Below are 18,109 nucleotides of genomic sequence, written 5' to 3'. Positions count from 1 at the left end.
ATGGGCCTCGCGCACTCCCCGACCACGACGCCCCGACGGGCGCTCCTGCTGGGCAACCACGCCATCGCCCGCGGCGCGTGGGAAGCCGGCGTGGCCGTGGCCGCCGGGTACCCGGGCACCCCGAGCACCGAGATCCTCGAAGCGCTGGCCCGCTACGACGACGTGTACGTGGAGTGGTCCACCAACGAGAAGGTGGCCCTGGACGTGGCGGTGGGGGCGGCGTTCGGCGGCGCCCGCGCCCTGGTCACCACCAAGCACGTCGGCCTCAACGTGGCCGCCGACACCCTGATGGTCCTGGGGTACACCGGCGTCCCCGCGGGATGCGTGATCGTCACCGCCGACGACCCCGGCATGCACAGCTCGCAGAACGAACAGGACAACCGGGTCTACGCGCGCTTCGCGGGCCTGCCCATGCTGGAGCCCGCCGACCCTGCCGAGGCCCGGGCTTTCACCATCGCCGCCTTCGAGCTCAGCGAGACGTTCGAGGTGCCGGTCCTGCTGCGCACCACGACCCGTGTGAACCACGGGTGCAGCCTGGTCCCCCTGGGCGAGCGCCGCGCCCGGCCGGCGGGTGGATTCCGCCGCGACCCGCAGCGCCTGGTCATGCTCCCCGCCCATGCCCGGGCCCGTCATCCCGTGCTGCTGGAGCGCCTCGAGCGCCTGGCCGCGGCGGCCGAGACGTCGCCGCTCAACGTCGTCGAGCTGCGCGACCGACGGGTCGGCGTGGTGACCTGCGGCGCGGCGTACCACTACGTGCGCGAGGTGCTCCCCGCAGCCAGCGTCCTGAAACTGGGCTTCTCGTACCCGCTGCCCATGGCGCGGCTGCGGGCGTTCGCAGCGGCGGTCGACCGCCTGATCGTCGTCGAGGAACTGGAACCGCTGGTCGAGGACGCCCTGCGGGCCGCGGGGCTTTCGGTCGAGGGCAAAGCGTTCTTCCCGCGCACCGGCGAGCTGACGCCCGACGTGGTGCGCGAGGGGTTCGTGCGGGCGGGGGTGCTGGACGCGCCGCTGCCCGACCGCCCACGGGCCCTGGAGGCGCCCCGACCGCCGGTGCTGTGCCCCGGCTGTCCACACACCGTCCCGTTTCTGGCCCTGCGGCGGCTGGGTGCGGTGGTGGCTGGCGACATCGGCTGCTACACCCTGGCCGCCCTGGAACCGCTGGCGGCCATGGACACGTGCCTGGCGATGGGCTCGAGCATCGGCGTGGCACTGGGCCTCGCCAGATCCGGCGGAGCACCCGGACCGGTGGTGGCCGCGATCGGCGACTCCACGTTCCTGCACGCAGGGCTGCCGGCCCTGATCGACGCCGTGTACACCCAAGCGCCGATCACCGTCCTCGTCCTCGACAACGGCACGACCGCGATGACCGGTGGCCAGCCGCACCCGGGCACCGGGCAGACGATCCGCGGCACACCGGCCCCTCGCGTCGACCTGGCGGCGGTGTGCCGGGCGGTGGGCGTCGAGTCGGTGCAGGTGGTCGACCCCTACGACGTGGGCGCCACGTACCGCGCGCTGGAGGCGGCGCTGGCCCACCCCGGCCCCGCGGTGGTCATCACCAACCGGCCCTGCGTGGAGTCGCCCGCGAAGGTGCGGACCCTGCCCCTGGCGGTACACGCCGACGCCTGCACCGCCTGTCAGGCGTGCATGGCGTTGGGGTGTCCGGCGATCGTCTGGGTGCCCCAGTGGTACGAGGGCCGTCCCAAGGTCGCCATCGATCCGGCCCTGTGCATGGGCTGTGCCGTCTGCGCGCAGCTGTGCCCGCCCGGCGCGATCGTGCCGGCACCGGCAGGCGCGCGCGCGGTGGTACGAGCCGACGGCGCGCATCCGTACGGCGCCACGGGGCCGGCGGGAGGTGACCCGTGAGCCTGGCCGTGCACCGGCAGACGGTCCCGACCCGCGGCGTGCTCTTCGTCGGCGTCGGGGGCCAGGGCGTGCTGCTGGCCAGCACGATCCTGGGCGAGGTGGCCATGGCCGCCGGCCTCGACGTCAAGAAGAGCGAGGTCCACGGCATGGCCAAACGGGGCGGCGTCGTCTTCAGCCATGTCCGCTTCGGCACCGAGGTCTTCAGCCCCCTGATCGGACTCGCGGAGGCCGACGCGCTGGTGGCGTTCGAGTGGGCGGAAGGCCTGCGGTGGCTTCCGTACCTGAAGCGCGACGGGCTGCTGGTGCTCGACCTCGCGCGCATCGTGCCGCCTGCGGCCCAGCGCGACCATCGGACGTGGACGGTGCGCTACCCCGACCTCGACCCGGCGGCGCTGACCGGGCACCATGGCCCGGTCGTGGCCGTGGACGCGCGGGGCAGGGCCATGCAGCTGGGGTCGCCCCACGTGGCCAACACGATCCTGCTCGGCGTGCTCGCCGCGCGGCTGGAGTTCCCGACGGCGCTGTGGGAAGAGGTGATCGAGCGGTGCGTGCCGCCGGGCACGGCGGCCGTCAACCGGCGGGCGTTCCACGAAGGCCGCACGCTCGAGCCCTGCGCGTTGACGTGGGCGCAGCGGTGGACGCCGCCCCAGGGCGTGCCGGGCTGGCGCGTGGCCGTCGCCACGGCGTGGTGCAAGGGATGCGACATCTGCGTGCGCGTCTGCCCCGAGGGCATCCTGCGCCCCGACGGCCGCGGCGCGGTCGAGGTCACGGTGCCCGAGCGGTGCACCGGCTGCCGGCTGTGCGAGTGGTTGTGCCCCGACTTCGCCATCACGGTCCACTCCCGGCCCGCAGCACCGGCCGGCGTTGCACGATGAGCGCCCGCCCGCGGCTGGTCCAGGGGAACGCGGCCTGCGCGGCCGGGGCCATCGCGGCGGGGTGCCGCTTCTACGCGGGCTACCCGATCACGCCGTCGTCCGAGATCGCCGAAGAGATGGCGCGCCGGCTGCCGGGCGTCGGAGGCGTCTTCGTGCAGATGGAAGACGAGATCGCCTCCCTGGCGGCGGTGCTCGGCGCCTCGCTGGGCGGGCTGCGCGCCATGACCGCCACCAGCGGGCCGGGCTTCTCGCTCATGCAGGAACACCTGGGCTTCGCCGCCATGGCCGAGATCCCGTGCGTCGTCGTCGACGTGATGCGCGGCGGCCCGAGCACCGGGCTCCCGACCTCTCCCGCCCAGGGCGACGTGATGCAGGCCCGCTGGGGGACGCACGGCGACGCCGCCAGCGTGGTGGTGGCGCCGGGATCGGTGACCGAGGTCTACGAGCTGACGGCGGATGCGTTTGCGCTGGCCGAGCGGTTCCGCACGCCGGTCGTCGTGCTGTACGACGAGGTGATCGGGCACCTGCGCGAGGAGGCGATCCTGCGGCCGCTGCCGCCCGAACGGACGCCGCAGCGGCGACGGCCCCAGGGCCCGCCGGCCGCCTACCGGCCCTACGCGCCCGATCCCGACGGCGTGCCGCCGCTCGCCGACTTCGGCAGCGGCTACCGGTTCCACGTGACCGGCCTGGCCCACGACGACCGGGGCTTTCCCACGCAGGACCCCGCGGTGATCGACGCGCACCAGCGTCGCCGCATCCGCAAGCTGGCGGCTGTCACGGATGCCCTCGCGCCAGTGGAGGTCTACCGCACCGACGACGCCCGCGTGCTGTTCGTCGGCTACGGCATCACCGGGCGGGCCGCGTGCGAGGCCGCGGACCTGGCCCGCGCAGCGGGGCTCCCCGCGGGCGCCCTGCGGTTGCGCCTGCTGTGGCCCTTCCCCGTCCAGGCCGTCCGCGCCGCCATGGCCACCTGTGACCTGGTGGTGGTCGCCGAGCTCAACCTCGGGCAGGTCGTCTACGAGGTCGAGCGCGCGGCAGCCGGCCGCGTGCCCGTCGTGCCGTGCTGCCGCGTCGACGGCCAGCCGCTGGCGCCCGAGGAGCTCCTCGCTGCGGCAGACGTCGCGGTGCCCGTCGGGAGGCTGGCATGAGCGACGGCCTCGCCCTGCGTGCGACGTCGGGTGCGGACGCGTCGCTGCGCGCGCAGACGCGGCCCCCCGCCGCCCCGGCAGGAGCGGCCCCGGACGTGCGCCGCTACCTGCGCCTGCCCCAGATGCCCCACATCCTGTGTCCCGGGTGCGGGCACGGCATCGTGGCCGGCGCGCTGCTGCGTGCGATCTGCCGGCTGGGCCTCGACCAGGACACGGTCGCGGTGGTGGCGGGAATCGGATGCAGCAGCCGGCTCGCCGGCTACCTGGACTTCTGCACGCTGCACGCCACCCACGGCCGCGCCCCGGCGTTCGCCACCGGACTGAAGCTGGCGCGGCCGGACCTGCACGTCATCGTCATCACCGGCGACGGCGACGGCCTGGCGATCGGCGGCAACCACCTGATCCACGCCGCCCGTCGTAACGTCGACCTCACCTGCCTGCTGTTCAACAACGAGATCTACGGCATGACCGGCGGCCAGCTGGCCCCTACCACCCGCGAGGGCGGCGTGGCCACCACCGCGCCTTACGGCAACGTCGAGCCGCCGTTCGACGCCTGCCGTCTGCTGGCCGCCGCCGGTGCGACGTTCGTGGCGCGCGGTCTGGCCGCGCAGCCGCTGGTCCTGGAGGAGTTGATCGCCCGCGCGCTGGCGCACCGCGGCTTCGCGTTCGTCGAGGTGCTCACCGACTGCCCGGAGTTCCACGGCCGGTACAACCGGCTCGGCAGCGGCGCGGCCATGTTGCTGGGCCAGATCCGCGCCACCGCGGCCGTCGAGGCGCACCTGGCCCCGCTGGCGTCCACGGTGGTGCATCCGGGCCTCCCGCCCGTGCGCCCGCCCGTGGAGACCGGGGTGCTGGTGGAGACGACGCGTCCCGAGTTCGGCGACCGCCTGCGGGCAGCAGCGGCCCGATGGGCGGATGCGCGGGAGGACCACGCGCCATGAGGCTGGCGATCCGCCTCACCGGTGCGGGCGGTCAGGGGATCGTCCTGGCCGGGCTACTCCTGGCCGAGGCCGCGGTCCGCGACGGTCACCACGTCGTGTGCACCCAGGCCTACGGCCCCGAATCCCGTGGCGGAGCCAGCCGCTCGGAGGTGATCGTCAGCGATGCGGCCATCGCGTATCCGGTGGCGCGCCAGGTGGACCTGCTGATCGCGCTCACCCCGGACGCCTGGGCGCGCTGGTGGCCCGAGATCACCCCGGGCGGCATCGCCCTGCCGGACGCCGACCGCGCGAACCTGCCGGCGGCGCCCGCAGTGCGCGCCCGCGCCGTGCCCATCGTGGCCACCGCCCGCGCGGTGACCGGCTCGCCGCGACCGGCCAACGTCGTGGCCGTCGGGGTCGCCGCCGCCCTGTGCGCCCTGCCCTCCCGGCAGGCGCTGGACGAGGCGGTGCGGGCGCGGTGGTCGACCGCCGCAGCCGCCGTCAACCTCCGCGCGCTGGACGCCGGGTGGCGCGTGGGGACGGCGCTGCGGGCGGAGGGCTGGGCGCCGCGGGCGGTGGCGCCCGCAGGGAGCGTGGTCGCCTCGTGACGGAGATGGTCGCCCCGCTGCGGCATCCCCCGGCGCCAAGACCCCAGCGCCGTGGGGCGCACCCCCGCCGGGCCCACCGGGTCCCCGTGACCCGCGAGCAGGTGCTGCGGGCTGCCGCCGCGCTCTTCCGGGCGCGGGGCTTCGAGCGCACCACGATGCAGGCGATCGCCCGCGCCGTGGGCCTGACCAAGGCGTCGCTCTACCACCACGTCCGCGGGAAGCAGGCGCTCCTCTACGAGATCCTGCAGCACACGCTGGACCGCGCGCTGCCCGACCTGGAGCGGATCGCGGCGACGCCGGCGCCGGCGGCCGAGCGCCTGCGGGCGGCCGTGCGGCTCCACATCCTGACGCTGGTGCACGACCGCGACAACGTCGCGTGTTTCCTCGAGGAGGGCCGCGCACTGGCTCCCGAGTACCGCCAGGCCCTGATGGCGTGGCGGGACCGCTACGAGGCGTTGTTCCGCCGCATCATCGCCGACGGGATCGCCACCGGCGAGTTCGCGCCCACCGACGTGCGCCTGGCGGGGTTCGCGGTGCTGGGCATGGTCAACTGGGTGGTGCGCTGGTACCGGCCCGACGGCCAGCACACCGCCGACGAGATCGCCGCGCACTTTGCCGCCTACGCCACCGGCGCCCTGCAGCGGGGACCCCGCGACGCGGCCCCGGTGGCGCCTCCTGCTGGGGGCGACGGGCCGTGAGGGCCCTGGAGGGCGTGCGGGTGCTCGACTTCTCCCAGGGCGCGGCCGGGCCCATCTGCACCATGCACCTGGGCGATCTCGGTGCCGAGGTGATCAAGGTCGAGCCGCCCGGCGGCGAGTGGGGGCGGCAGCTCGGCCCGCCGTTCGTCGGCGGCGTGGCCGCGGCGTTCATCGGCATGAACCGCAACAAGCGCAGCATCGTCGTGGACCTCAAGCAGCCGGCGGCCCGCGCGGTGATCCTGCGGCTGGTGGCGCGCAGCGACGTCCTGGTGGAGAGCTTCCGGCCCGGAGTGATGGCGCGCCTTGGGCTCGACGACGCCACCCTGCGCCCGCAGCACCCGCGCCTGATCTACTGCGCGATCTCCGCCTTCGGGCAGTCGGGCCCATGGCGCGACCGGCCCGGGGTCGACGGCATCGTCCAGGCGGCGGCCGGCCTGATGAGCGTGACGGGGACGCCCGAGGGCGAGCCCGTCAAGGTGGGGACGCCCGCAGCCGACACCACGGCAGGCTTCCTCGCCGCATGCGGGATCCTGGCGGCGCTGCTGGCGCGCGAACGCACCGGACGTGGCCAGCGGGTGGACGTCTCGCTCCTGGACGCGCTGCTGGCGTTCCAGGCGGTGCCGCTGGCGATGTACCTGGCCTCGGGCACCCCGCCGGGCCGTACGGGGAGTGCCGCGCCCTACGCCGCGCCCAACGAGGCCTTTCCCACCGCCGACGGCTACATCATGGTCGCCGCCTACACGCCCGAGCGCTGGCAGGCCCTCTGCCAGGTGCTCGGGCACCCCGAGCTCGCCCACGACCCCCGGTTCGCCACCAACGAAGCGCGCGTGCGCCATCGCGCCGCCCTGCGGGAGACGTTGGCGCCCATCTTCCGCGCGCAGCCGTCGCACCACTGGCTGGCGCGTCTGGAGGCGGCCGACATCGTGTGCGGCCCCATCCTCACCTATCCCGAGCTCGAGGCCCACCCGCAGGTCGCGCACAACGGCATGCTGGTCACTCTGCACCACCCGCGGCTGGGGCCCGTGCGCGTGGTGGGCTCACCGCTGCGCCTGGAGGCGACGCCGCCCGAGTTCCGCGCGCCCGCGCCCCTGCCGGGCGAACACACCGCCGCGGTGTTGCGCGAGGCCGGCTTCACGGCCGACGAGATCGACCAGCTGGCAGCCGCCGGCGTGGTCCGGCTGGCCGAGCCCCAGGAGGCGGGCGAGGCCCCGGCACCGGCGCTGCGGCATGGAGGTGAACAGGCATGAGCGACGTGGTGCTCTTCGAGCAGGCGCAGGCGGTGGGGATCGTGACCCTCAACCGGCCCGAGGCGCTGAACGCGCTGACCCCGCAGATGCTGGATCGCCTTGGCGAGGTGCTGACGGCGCTCGAGGGCGGGGACGCCGTGCGGGCGCTCGTCCTCACCGCCGCCGGCGAGAAGGCGTTCTGCGTGGGCGCCGACCTGAAGGCGCGGGCCCAGGAGTACGGCGACGACGGCGCGGGACCCGACCCCTTCGCCGACCGGGTGCGCCGCGTCTTTGGGCAGCTGGAGGCCCTTCCCATTCCCACCATCGCCGCGGTGAACGGCTACGCGCTCGGAGGGGGCCTGGAGCTGGCGCTGGCGTGCGACCTGCGGGTGGCGGCCGAGCACGCGCGTTTTGGCTTCCCCGAGGCCCGGGTGGGCAGCATGCCCGGAGCGGGCGGCACCCAGCGGCTCGCGCGCCTCGTCGGCCCCTCGCGCGCCAAGGAACTGATGTTCACCGGCGACCACATCGACGCCGCCGAGGCGCACCGCATCGGGCTGGTCAACCGGGTGGTACCGGCGGCCCAGCTGCAGGACGCCGCCCGCGCGCTGGCGGCCACCATCGCTGCGCGGGCGCCGCTCGCGCTGCGCGCCATCAAGACCGCCGTGAACCTGGCCTGGGACGTGAGCCTGGATGCCGGGCTGGCGTTCGAACGCACGGCTCACGCGGTGCTGCGCACGACCCGTGACCGCCGCGAAGGCATCCAGGCCTTCCTGGAAAAGCGCGAGCCGCAGTTCACGGGCCGCTAGGGGCATGCTCACGACACCGTTGCAGGGAGGGAGACTCGGGCCTCCACGCTGAGGCCGGGAGCGGGAGGGACCACCGATGGGCATCGCCGGACGCGTCGCCATCGTCACCGGAGCGGGCCAGGGCATCGGCGAGGGCATCGCCACCCGTCTGGCCGCCGACGGCGCTCGCGTCGTCGTCAACGACATCGTGGCCGATCGGGTCGCGCGGGTGGTCGAGGCGCTCACCGCCGCGGGCGCGCAGGCCGTCGGGGTGCCGGCCGACGTGAGCCGTGCCGAGGGAGCCGCCGCCGTGGTGGAGCGCGCGCGGGAGGCGTTCGGCCGCGTCGACATCCTGGTCAACAACGTCGGCATCGCGCGCGACCGCTACCTCACCAAGATGTCCGAGGAGGACTGGGACGAGGTCCTGCGCGTCAACCTCAAATCGTACTGGTTGTGCTGCCGGGCGGCCGTGCCCCTCATGATGGAGCAGCAGTATGGCCGGATCGTCAGCATCGCCTCGCGCGCCTGGCTGGGCAACCCGGGGCAGGTGAACTACGCCGCGTCCAAGGGCGGCGTCGTGAGCCTGACGCGCACCCTGGCGCTGGAACTCGCCAGGTTCGGCATCACCGTCAACGCCGTGGCGCCGGCGCTGGTCGACACACCCTTGTTCCGCAGCCTGAAGGACGACGTGCAGGAGCGCCTGCTGAAGACGGTGCCCATGGGCCGCATCGGCACGCCGGCCGACATCGCGCACGCCGTGCGCTTCTTCGCCGACGACGAGACGTCGTACGTGACGGGCCAGCTGCTCTACGTGTGCGGCGGCCGCAGTCTGGGCGGCCCCAGCGTATGACCGTGCGGCACGGGGAGTGTCCGGTGCCCGCCTGCACCCGGCGGTCCGCGATGGGCGACGACGGCCGTTGCACGGGCCGTGGCACCGGGAATCGCTCCAGGAGGTGAGCGTGATGTGCACCAGCGCGTCTTGCAACCGTACCGGCGGGCGCGCCGCCGCGGTCCTCGCCGCGAGCCTGGCGCTGATCCTGCTGGTGGCCGCCGGCCAGCCGGCGGCGCCGGGGCCACTGCGCGAGGTCCGCGTCGCCATCGGGCCGCCGGCTGTGGTCGGGTACCTCCCCGTCTACGTGGCGATGGGCCTGGGGGCCTTCGACGAGCTGGCGCGCACCAGCGGCCTGCGCACCGTGTTCATCGACTTTCGCGGCGGCCCCGACGCGACCACGGCGCTCATCGGCGGCGACGTCCAGTTCGCCACGGTGACGATCACCCAGGTCATCAAGGCGCACGAGCAGGGCAAGGACCTGAAGTTCCTGTTGACCTTCTTCAACGCCCAGACCATGGCCATGATCGTGCAGGCCGAGCTGCGCGAGGTCACGGCGCCCTCCCAGCTGCGCGGACGCCGGGTGGGCGTGACGAGCCTCGGCTCGGCCACCCACATGCAGGCCCGCCACATCCTGGCGGCCTACGGGGTCGAGCCCGAGGCGGTGCAGTTCGTGCCCGTGGGTGGGCCGCAGACGGCGCTGGCCGCGTGGCGGCGCAAGACGGTCGACGCCCTGGTCTACCTCGACCCGCTGATCACCACCCTCGTGGAAGAGGGCTCGGCGCGGTTGCTCTACGACGTGCGCACGCTGGACGGCACCGTCCGCCTCTACGGTGCCGCGCACATCTCCAGCGGGCTCCTCACGCGGCCGGAGGTGATCGCCCGCGACCCCGACGCCGTGCAGGCGCTGGTCGACGTGTTCGTGCGCACCCTGCGCTGGCTGCGGGCGCACCGCACGAAGCCCGAGGAGATCGCCCGCGTGCTGCCGGCCGGGCTCAACTGGACGCCCGCCATGCTCCGCGCCAACCTGGCCGGCCTCTCGCCCGACGGACGCGTGTTGCCTGAGGCGGTCGGGACCGTGATCCGGTTCCTCAAGCAGGACCGGCTGCTGGATCCGGCCTTCGCGGTCCCGGTGGACCGGCTGGTCGACGACCGGTTCGTGCGCAAGGCCATCGCTGGCGGGGGCGGTCCGTGACGTCGCGCGTGCGCGGGCGACTGGCCACGGCGGCCGGGCAGGCGGGCGCGCTCGCGCTGGTTCTGATCGCCTGGGAAGGCGGGGTCCGCGCCGGCTGGCTGTCCGAGGAGTTCGTGAGCCGGCCCGTGCTGGTGGGCGCCGAGCTGTGGCGGTGGGTGACCTCTGGCTTTCTGTGGCCGCATCTGGGCGCGACCCTCGCGGCGGCCCTGGTAGGGCTCGCGCTGGGCCTGGGGGCGGGCGTGGTGGTCGGCCTGGCCCTGGCCCTCGTGCCGGTGCTGGGAGAGCTGGTCGAGCCGGCGCTCGCCACGCTCAACGCCGCGCCGCGGATCGTGTTCTACCCGCTGCTCGCCCTCTGGCTGGGCCTGGGCGTGGCCTCGAAGGTGGCGCTGGTAGTCACCCTGGTGTTCTTCGTCGGCGTGTTCAACACGCTGGGGGCCGTGCGCGAGGTCGACCGCACGCTGGTCGCCCAGGTCAGGGTGCTGGGCGCCTCGCCTGCTGCCATGCTGCGCCACCTCTACCTGCCCGCTGCGCTGGTCTGGATCGCCGCGGGCCTGCGCACCAGCCTGGGGTTTGCCTTCGTCGGGGCGATCCTGGGCGAGTACATGGCGTCGATGCGGGGCCTGGGCAACGTCATCATCGGCGCCCAGAACCTGTTCCAGACCTCGCGCGTCATGGCCGGGCTGGTGGTGGCCGTGACGCTGGCCGGCCTGCTGGACGCGGCGCTGGCGCGCCTCGACGCGCGCTGGTCGGTCTGGCGGCAGGAGCCGCACTATGAAGGTTGACGCGCCCGCCCCCCGCACGGCCCATGCGGCGCAGGTGCCCGCCGGCCCGCCGCCCGGGCCCGCGGCCGTGGACGTCGAGCGGCTCGGGCGGACCTTCGAGGGCACGGGCGGCACCGTGGTGGCCGTCGCCGACGTGTCGTTCCGCGTGGCCCCCGGCGAGTTCGTCGCGCTGGTGGGCCCCTCGGGGTGCGGGAAGTCGACGTTGCTCCACATGATCGCTGGCCTGCTGCGGCCCTCGTCCGGCGAGATCCGCATCTTCGGAACGCCCAGCACCGGCCTCCAGCCGGGCCGTATCGGCTACGTGTTCCAGGGCGACGCCCTGCTGCCCTGGAAGACGGCGCTCGACAACGTGGCCCTGCCGCTGGTGCTGCGGGGCGTGCCCCCAGCCCGCGCCCGGCAGGACGCCCGGGACTGGATGCACCGTGTGGGCCTGGCGGGGTTCGAGCACCACTACCCGTCACAGCTGTCGGGCGGCATGCGCAAGCGAGTGGCGCTGGCCATGACCATGGTCTACCGTCCGGCGATCATCCTCATGGACGAGCCGTTCGGCGCGCTGGACGTGCAGACACGCAACCTCATGGAGAACGAGCTGCTGGCCCTGTGGGCACAGACGCGCAGCACGATCCTGTTCGTCACGCACGACCTGGAGGAAGCCATCGCGCTCAGCGATCGGGTGATCGTCCTGACGCGGCGGCCCGGCCGCGTGAAGGCCACGTACCCGGTGGAGCTGGCGCGGCCACGCGATGTGACCGAGGTGCGCGGCAGCGAGGCGTTCGTGGCCATCTATCGCCGGATCTGGGCCGACCTGCGTGACGAGGTGACCGCAGCCCATGCGCGCGGCTAGGCGCCATCGCCGGGCGCTCCTGGGTGCCGCCCGCCTTGTAGCGCTGGCCGGCCTGCTGGCAGCGTGGGAAGCGGGTGTGCGCGCCGGAACCATCGACCCGTTCTACGTCTCCGCCCCGTCGGCGATCGTGGCCCGGGCCGTCGCGTGGAGCGCGTCGGGCTACATCCTCCCACACGTGGCCGCTACCCTGGCGGTGGCGCTGGCCGGGCTCGTGCTGGGCGTGGTGTTGGGCGCGGCGGTCGGTGGCGCCGTGGCGGCCTGGCCCTGGGCGCAACGCGCCGTGCTGCCGGTGCTGGCAGCGGGCAACGCCGTGCCACGCCTGATCCTCTACCCGCTGCTCGTGGTCTGGTTGGGGTTCGGCCCGCTGGCCCGCATCGTGCTGGTGGTGACGCTGGTCTTCTTCACCGCCGCCTTCAACACGCATGCGGCCGTGCGCGCCCTGGACCGCGACGTCGTCTGGACGGCCCGCCTGCTGGGCGCCCGCCGGGGACAGCTGCTCTGGCACGTCTACCTGCCCGCCGTGGGCGTGTGGCTGCTCGGGACGATCCGCATCACCATGGGCTTCGCGCTGGCGGGCGCCATCGTCGGCGAGTACATCGGGGCCACCCGCGGCGTCGGGATGGTGGTGGCGTTCGCCCAGTCGATGTTCAACGCCCGCGACGTCTTCGCTGGCCTGTGCATCCTCCTGGCGATCATCTGGGCGCTGGACGCGGCGCTGCGCGCCCTCGAGGGCCTGGCGGCCCGCTGGCGCCCGACGGAGGTGATCTAGATGGGTGAGCCCCACGCAGTCGCCCCGCCCGCCGAGGCGGTCCCGCTCCGTCCCGGCCTGTTCGTGGCCGGCGCGGACGGGGCGCTCCACCTGGCGGGCAGCCGCTGCCCCCGGTGTGGGGCATGCTACTTCCCGCCGCGGCTGGTCTGCGCCCGCTGCCTCCATGGGGCGCTCGAGACCGTGGCGCTGTCGCGGCAGGGGACCGTGTACACGTACACCGTGGTCCACCAGTCCACGCCGGAGTTTGCGACGCCCTACGTGCTGGCCTACGTCGACCTGCCCGACGGGGTGCGGGTGCTGGCGCCGCTGGCGGGTATCGGGCCCGACGAGGTCGCCATCGGCCTGCCGGTGGAGCTGCGCGTCGAGCCGGTGCGGGTCGGCGCAGACGGCCGCCCGATCCTGGGCTGGCAGGGCCACCCGCGACGGGACGCGGAGGTGCGCCATGCCTGAGGTGTGGATCGTCGGCGTGGGCATGACGAAGTTCGGCAAGCATCCGGACCGCACGGCCGTCGACCTCGGGGCGGAGGCCGTGCTGGAAGCGCTGCGCGACGCGGCCATCGACCCGCGGCGCGTCGAGGCGGCCTACTGCGGCCACGTGTTCCAGGGCATGGTCACGGGCCAGCGCGTGCTGGCGCAGGTCGGGCTCGCCGGCATCCCGCTCACCAACGTCGAAGACGCCTGCAGCAGCGGCGCCGTGGCCATCCGGGAGGCGGCGTTGAGCATCCTGGCAGGCGCGCACGACGTCGTGCTGGCGATGGGCGTCGAGCACCTGACCAGCCGGTTCCGCGGCGCGCTCACCCCCGGCGAGGACGACGTCGAGGCGGCCGTAGGGCTCACCATGCCCGCGGTCTACGCCATGCGGGCCCGCCGGCACATGGCGGAGTACGGCACGACGCGCCGGCAGATCGCGCTGGTCTCGGTCAAGAACAAGCACCACGCCAGCCTGAACCCCGCCGCGCAGTTCCAGGCTGCGGTCACCCTGGCCGAGGTGCTGGCCGCACGACCCATCGCCGATCCCCTGGGCCTGCTGGACTGCTCCCCCGTCAGCGACGGGGCGGCCGCGGCGATCCTCTGCAGCGGTCGGGTAGTCGCCCAGCTCGGACGGGCTCGTGCGGTGCGCCTGCGCGCCGCCGCGCTGCGCAGCGGCGAGGTCGAGGCATCCCCCGGCTCGATGGCCTTCGAGGAACTCACGGCCCGCACCGCCCGCGCCGCCTACGAGCAGGCGGGCCTCGGTCCTGAGGAGATCGACTTCGCCGAGGTGCACGACTGCTTCTCGATCGCCGAGATCCTGCGGGTCGAGGGCCTCGGGCTGTGGCCGCCCGGCGCGTACCCCGCGGCGCTGGAACGCGGGGAAGCCTCCCTGGGCGGACGGCGGCCGATCAACCCCAGCGGCGGCCTGCTGGGCAAGGGGCACCCGCTGGGCGCCACCGGCGTGGCCCAGGTGGTCGAGCTCACCCGCCAGCTGCGCGGCGAGGCTGGCGCACGCCAGATCGCGGGCGCGCGCGTGGGCCTGGCCCACTGCCGGGGCGGCAAGGCGGCCGGAGTGGAAGGCGCGGCCTGCACCGTGTTGATCGCGGCAGCGTAACGTCCGCGGTCGCCGCACGGCGCAGCGCGGAGGCGGACGCGGAGGTCCGGGGTGCTGGAGGTTCGGTGCCGGCGCGCAGGGCCTCCGGCAGTTCGGCGTGGAGGAGGGAACCGGATGACCCAGGCACTGGAGCGGCGGCCCCCGGTCGCGTCACTGGTGGGCGAGCAGATCCCCGTGCGCTGCGTGCTGATGCGCGGAGGCACCAGCAAGGCCGTGTTCCTGCGGGCCTCAGATCTGCCGGCTGACCCTGTACTGCGCGATCGCCTGATCCTGGCCCTGTTCGGGAGCCCCGATCCGCGCCAGATCGACGGGCTGGGCGGCGCCGACATCCTGACCAGCAAGGTGGCGATCATCGGCCCGCCGGCGCGCCCCGATGCCGACGTCACCTACACGTTCGGCCAGGTCAGCATCACCGAGCCGGTGATCGACTACGACATCAACTGCGGCAACATCTCGGCGGCCGTGGGGGTCTACGCCATCGAGGAAGGCTTCGTGCGGCCGGTCGAGCCCCTGACCTCCGTGCGCGTGTACAACACCAACACCGACAAGGTGTACACGGCGCTGGTCCCGGTGCGCGGCCACCGCCCGGCGGTGGAGGGCGACTGCGCCATCGACGGCGTGCCCGGCAGCGGGGCCGAGATCCTGCTCGACTTCGCGACGGCGGCTGGCGCCACGACCGGCCGACTCCTGCCCACAGGGCAGGTGCGCGACGCCCTGGAGGTGGCCGGCGTGGGTCGGCTCGAGGTCACCATCGTCGACGTGGCCAACCTCTGCGTCTTCTTCCCGGCGGCCGCGGTCGGCATGCGCGGCACCGAGGGGCCCGGCGACTTCACGGCCGGCATGCTGCAGGCGATGGTGGCGGTCAAGGAGGCGGCCGCCGAGCGGCTGGGCCTGAGCCGCGACGGGCTGGTACCCCTGCCCGTCGCCGTCGCCCCGCCGGCGGCGTTCACCACCTTCCAAGGTGCGCCCATCGACGCCGGCGCGGCCGATCTCCTGGTCCGCCTGGCCGGGGGCAGGCCCCCGATGCTGCACAAGGCGTTCCCGGGCACCGCGGCCGCCTGCGCGGCCGTCGCCGCGGTGCTGCCCGGCAGTGTGCCCGGGGCGCTCGCCCGGGTACGGGAGGGCGGCCGGGTGGCGCTTGGTCACCCCAGCGGTCTCATGCGTGTGGCGGCGGAACTGCACCACGACCCTGACGGGGGGTGGCGGGTGGTGAGGGCCACCTACGCCAGGACCGCCCGTCGACTCATGGAGGGGTACGCCTTCGTACGGCGCGACCGGCTCTGAGCGTAGAGAGCGTGGGCAAAGTGGCAAAAATCGGTTCCTCACCCGATGGTTTTTGACTGACCGGTCAGTTAACAAAGGGTAGCAGGTGCGGGGGCAGGTGCCGGGGCGGCAGACGGGAGCGGCAGATAAAGCGCCAAGCGCAGGCGGCAGGTAAGGGCGGCAGGTAAGGACGACAGGTGGGGGCGGCAGGCACAGGCAGCAGCTACAAGGGGATGGGGCCTGATGGGAGAGCTCGAGCGCATCGTCGATGACTGCCGGGCACTGGTCGAGGATCCGAGCTACCCCGCAGTCCGCCGGTGGCTGGCCGACCACCCCGGGGGCAAGGTCCTGGGCCACTTCCAGGTCTACTTCCCGGAGGAGCTGGCCCACGCCGCCGGGATGCTGCCCGTCAAGATCATGGGGGCCGGCAGCACGGTCCAGATCCGGCAGGCCGACGCGCGCATCGCGGCGTTCGTCTGCTCCATCGTCCGGTCCTCCCTCGAACTGGCCCTCTCGGGCCGGCTGGACTTCCTGTCGCTGTTCGTGATCCCCTCGATCTGCGACGCGGTCCGCAACGCCTGCGGGGTGTGGGTGCGCAACTTCCCACAGTTCCCGACCCGGGTGCTCTACTTCCCGCAGAACGCCGCCTCGGCCCACGCCGTCGACTACCTGGCCGGCGAGTACGCGCGGCTGGTGCGGCTGATCGAGGAGACGACCGGACAGCCCGTGACCGCAGAGCGCCTGGCGGCCAGCATCGCGGTGTTCAACGAGAACCGGCGGCTGCTGCGCGAGCTGTACCGCATCAAGCGCGAGACGCCCTGGCTGCTCTCAGCGCTGGAAGCCTACGTCCTGACGCGCGCCGGCGGGGTCATGCCGCGGGAGGAGCACAACGCGCTGCTGCGCCGTGTCCTGGAGCTGGTCGGGCAGCGGCCGGCGAAGCGGCAGGACCGGATTCGCGTAGTCTTCGAGGGTGGGTACTGCGAGCAGCCGCCGCTGGACATGCTGGCGGTGATCCAGGACGCCTGCTACATCGTCGACGACGACCTGCTGATCGGGCTGCGGTGGCTGGTCGACGACGTCGCCACCGACGGGGACCCGCTGGCCAACCTGGCCTGGGCCTACCTCAACGCCTCCAGCTACAGCCCCGTGCAGCACGACCCCCGCAAGCCCAGGGCCGAGATGCTGCTGCGCCGCCTGCGCGCGGCCGGTGCCGACGCCGCCATCGTGGCCGCGCCCAAGATGTGCGAGCCCGGGCTGGAAGAGCAGGTCCACTACACCCGGACGCTGGAGGCGGCGGGGATCCCCTACCTGGTGTTGGAGTTCGAGGAGACGATGACGACCTTCGAGCAGGTCGGCATCCAGGTCGAGACGTTCGCCGAGTCGCTGCTCTTCGAGTTCGCATGACGCGCACGCCGCAGGAGGCCCGACGATGACCGCGCAGGCGCAGGACCTGGTCGGCGCCACCCGCAAGGAGAGCCGACGGTTGTTCGACAGCTGGTGGCAGGAGATGACGGCGGCCGCCGGCGACGGCCGGCCCACCGCCTACGTCTTCGTCATGGGCTCGTTCAACGAGCTCCTGCGGGTCTTCGACTTCGTGATCAACTTCCCGGAGATCACCGCGTTGCAGACCGCCGTGCGCGGGCAGTCGATGGCCTACCTGCAGGCCGCCGAGGACTATGGCTTCTCGCCGGACATCTGCGGCTACGTCAAGGTCGACGTCGGCCTGCAGCTCAAAGGCGGCGAGCATCCCCACGGCCGCGTGCCGCGGCCGGCCCTGGCCCTGGCCACCAACATGTGCAACACCTACGTCAAGTGGGCGGAGTTCTGGGAGCACCACTACGGGTGCCCGGTGTTCGTGCTGGACCTGCCCGCCTGGCGTGGGGCCGGCGCGGCCCCCGATCCCGCCGACCCGGCCTTCGAGCGCGACCGTCGCTACGTGGAAGGGCAGCTGCGCGAGCTGATCGCGCTGTGCGAGCGCATCACCGGCCGGCCCTTCGACATCGATCGGCTGCGGGAGAGCATGGCGGAGACCAACCGCATGGCCGCCGTCTACCACGAGGTGCTGGCCCTCAACCGCCACCGGCCGGCGCCGTTCAACGCCGCCCGGGAGGGCATCACCTACCAGGGCATCGCCAACCTCTACCGGGGTGCGCCGGAGGGCACCCAGTTCTTCGCCCTGGCCCGGGACGAGCTGCGGGAGCGGATCCGGTTGGGCCTGGGCACGGTGCCCGACGAGAAGTTCCGGCTCCTGCTGGCGGGCACCGCCTGCTACACCCACTTCAAGCGGTTCGTCGAGCTGTTCGAGTCGTGGGGCGGCGTGTTCGTGCTCAGCACCTACATGATCTTCGCCGGCGGCGGGTTCGTGCCGGGCTTCGGCTACGACCTGACCCGGCCGCTGGAGAGCCTGGCCGAGCAGATGCTGCAGGCGGCCTGGTGGGGCTTCACCGGCTCGATGTTCTACCCCCAGGAGTGGCTGGCGAACGCGGTGCGGGACTGGGGCGTGGACGGCATCTGCCTCCACGGGGTGAAGTCGTGCCGGACCACCTCCACGGGCCTGCCCGACGTGCGCGAGTGGCTGCGCACTCAGCGCGACGTGCCGGGGCTGTTCATCCAGTCCGACCTGGTCGACGCCCGGCTGTGGTCGGACGCGCAGATCAAGAACCGCGTCGACGCATTCTTCGAGGCGCTGGCCGCCCGCAAGGCCGGCGCGGGGAGGTGA

General features: G+C 73.7%; 18 protein-coding genes. All 18 read left to right on the top strand.

The window, feature by feature from the left end; translation table 11 throughout:
- The 18 genes from iorA to QN157_09680 all read left to right on the top strand — a co-directional run bounded on the left by iorA (position 1) and on the right by QN157_09680 (position 18,109).
- Positions 1 to 1,863, top strand: coding sequence for an indolepyruvate ferredoxin oxidoreductase subunit alpha (gene iorA / locus QN157_09765; protein ID MDR7555881.1), 1,863 nt, complete (start codon positions 1 to 3; stop codon positions 1,861 to 1,863).
- Complete coding sequence (locus tag QN157_09760) at positions 1,860 to 2,738, top strand: 2-oxoacid:acceptor oxidoreductase family protein (protein MDR7555880.1); 879 nt, start codon at positions 1,860 to 1,862, stop codon at positions 2,736 to 2,738. Before iorA ends, QN157_09760 begins: the two co-directional genes overlap by 4 nt.
- Positions 2,735 to 3,886, top strand: a complete 1,152-nt coding sequence (locus QN157_09755; protein ID MDR7555879.1) for a 2-oxoacid:acceptor oxidoreductase subunit alpha — start codon at positions 2,735 to 2,737, stop codon at positions 3,884 to 3,886. The genes QN157_09760 and QN157_09755 overlap by 4 nt, the downstream gene beginning before the upstream one ends.
- Before the next feature lie 122 nt (positions 3,887 to 4,008).
- Positions 4,009 to 4,827, top strand: a complete 819-nt coding sequence (locus QN157_09750) for a 2-oxoacid:ferredoxin oxidoreductase subunit beta (GenBank protein MDR7555878.1) — start codon at positions 4,009 to 4,011, stop codon at positions 4,825 to 4,827.
- On the top strand, positions 4,824 to 5,414 hold the full coding sequence (locus QN157_09745; protein ID MDR7555877.1) for a 2-oxoacid:acceptor oxidoreductase family protein: 591 nt from the start codon (positions 4,824 to 4,826) through the stop codon (positions 5,412 to 5,414). Before QN157_09750 ends, QN157_09745 begins: the two co-directional genes overlap by 4 nt.
- Positions 5,415 to 5,419: 5 nt before the next feature.
- Positions 5,420 to 6,112 (top strand): TetR/AcrR family transcriptional regulator, encoded by a 693-nt coding sequence (locus QN157_09740; protein MDR7555876.1) that lies wholly within the window; start codon positions 5,420 to 5,422, stop codon positions 6,110 to 6,112.
- Positions 6,109 to 7,359 carry a CoA transferase gene (locus QN157_09735; protein ID MDR7555875.1) on the top strand — a complete coding sequence of 417 codons (1,251 nt, stop codon included), beginning with the start codon at positions 6,109 to 6,111 and terminating at the stop codon, positions 7,357 to 7,359. Before QN157_09740 ends, QN157_09735 begins: the two co-directional genes overlap by 4 nt.
- Positions 7,356 to 8,144 (top strand): enoyl-CoA hydratase-related protein, encoded by a 789-nt coding sequence (locus tag QN157_09730; protein ID MDR7555874.1) that lies wholly within the window; start codon positions 7,356 to 7,358, stop codon positions 8,142 to 8,144. Before QN157_09735 ends, QN157_09730 begins: the two co-directional genes overlap by 4 nt.
- Before the next feature lie 76 nt (positions 8,145 to 8,220).
- Positions 8,221 to 8,973, top strand: a complete 753-nt coding sequence (locus QN157_09725; protein ID MDR7555873.1) for a glucose 1-dehydrogenase — start codon at positions 8,221 to 8,223, stop codon at positions 8,971 to 8,973.
- A gap of 112 nt (positions 8,974 to 9,085) precedes the next feature.
- Positions 9,086 to 10,147, top strand: a complete 1,062-nt coding sequence (locus tag QN157_09720; GenBank protein MDR7555872.1) for an ABC transporter substrate-binding protein — start codon at positions 9,086 to 9,088, stop codon at positions 10,145 to 10,147.
- Entirely contained in the window at positions 10,144 to 10,929 is a 786-nt protein-coding gene (locus QN157_09715) for an ABC transporter permease subunit (GenBank protein MDR7555871.1), read from the top strand. Before QN157_09720 ends, QN157_09715 begins: the two co-directional genes overlap by 4 nt.
- Positions 10,919 to 11,773 carry an ABC transporter ATP-binding protein gene (locus tag QN157_09710; protein MDR7555870.1) on the top strand — a complete coding sequence of 285 codons (855 nt, stop codon included), beginning with the start codon at positions 10,919 to 10,921 and terminating at the stop codon, positions 11,771 to 11,773. The genes QN157_09715 and QN157_09710 overlap by 11 nt, the downstream gene beginning before the upstream one ends.
- A complete protein-coding gene (locus QN157_09705) occupies positions 11,760 to 12,542 on the top strand; it encodes an ABC transporter permease subunit (protein ID MDR7555869.1) in 783 nt (260 codons plus the stop codon). Before QN157_09710 ends, QN157_09705 begins: the two co-directional genes overlap by 14 nt.
- Positions 12,543 to 12,992 (top strand): Zn-ribbon domain-containing OB-fold protein, encoded by a 450-nt coding sequence (locus QN157_09700; protein MDR7555868.1) that lies wholly within the window; start codon positions 12,543 to 12,545, stop codon positions 12,990 to 12,992.
- Positions 12,985 to 14,127 (top strand): thiolase family protein, encoded by a 1,143-nt coding sequence (locus QN157_09695; GenBank protein MDR7555867.1) that lies wholly within the window; start codon positions 12,985 to 12,987, stop codon positions 14,125 to 14,127. Before QN157_09700 ends, QN157_09695 begins: the two co-directional genes overlap by 8 nt.
- Positions 14,128 to 14,241: 114 nt before the next feature.
- On the top strand, positions 14,242 to 15,411 hold the full coding sequence (locus QN157_09690) for a PrpF domain-containing protein (protein MDR7555866.1): 1,170 nt from the start codon (positions 14,242 to 14,244) through the stop codon (positions 15,409 to 15,411).
- Positions 15,412 to 15,633: 222 nt separating this feature from the next.
- Complete coding sequence (locus QN157_09685; protein ID MDR7555865.1) at positions 15,634 to 16,794, top strand: 2-hydroxyacyl-CoA dehydratase family protein; 1,161 nt, start codon at positions 15,634 to 15,636, stop codon at positions 16,792 to 16,794.
- A gap of 25 nt (positions 16,795 to 16,819) precedes the next feature.
- Complete coding sequence (locus QN157_09680; protein ID MDR7555864.1) at positions 16,820 to 18,109, top strand: 2-hydroxyacyl-CoA dehydratase family protein; 1,290 nt, start codon at positions 16,820 to 16,822, stop codon at positions 18,107 to 18,109.

The sequence above is a fragment of the Armatimonadota bacterium genome (genome assembly GCA_031459855.1).
Classification (GTDB): domain Bacteria; phylum Sysuimicrobiota; class Sysuimicrobiia; order Sysuimicrobiales; family Humicultoraceae; genus Fervidifonticultor; species Fervidifonticultor primus.
Note: the sequence above shows the minus strand (reverse complement) of the source record. Positions and strands in the feature narration are given on the sequence as shown.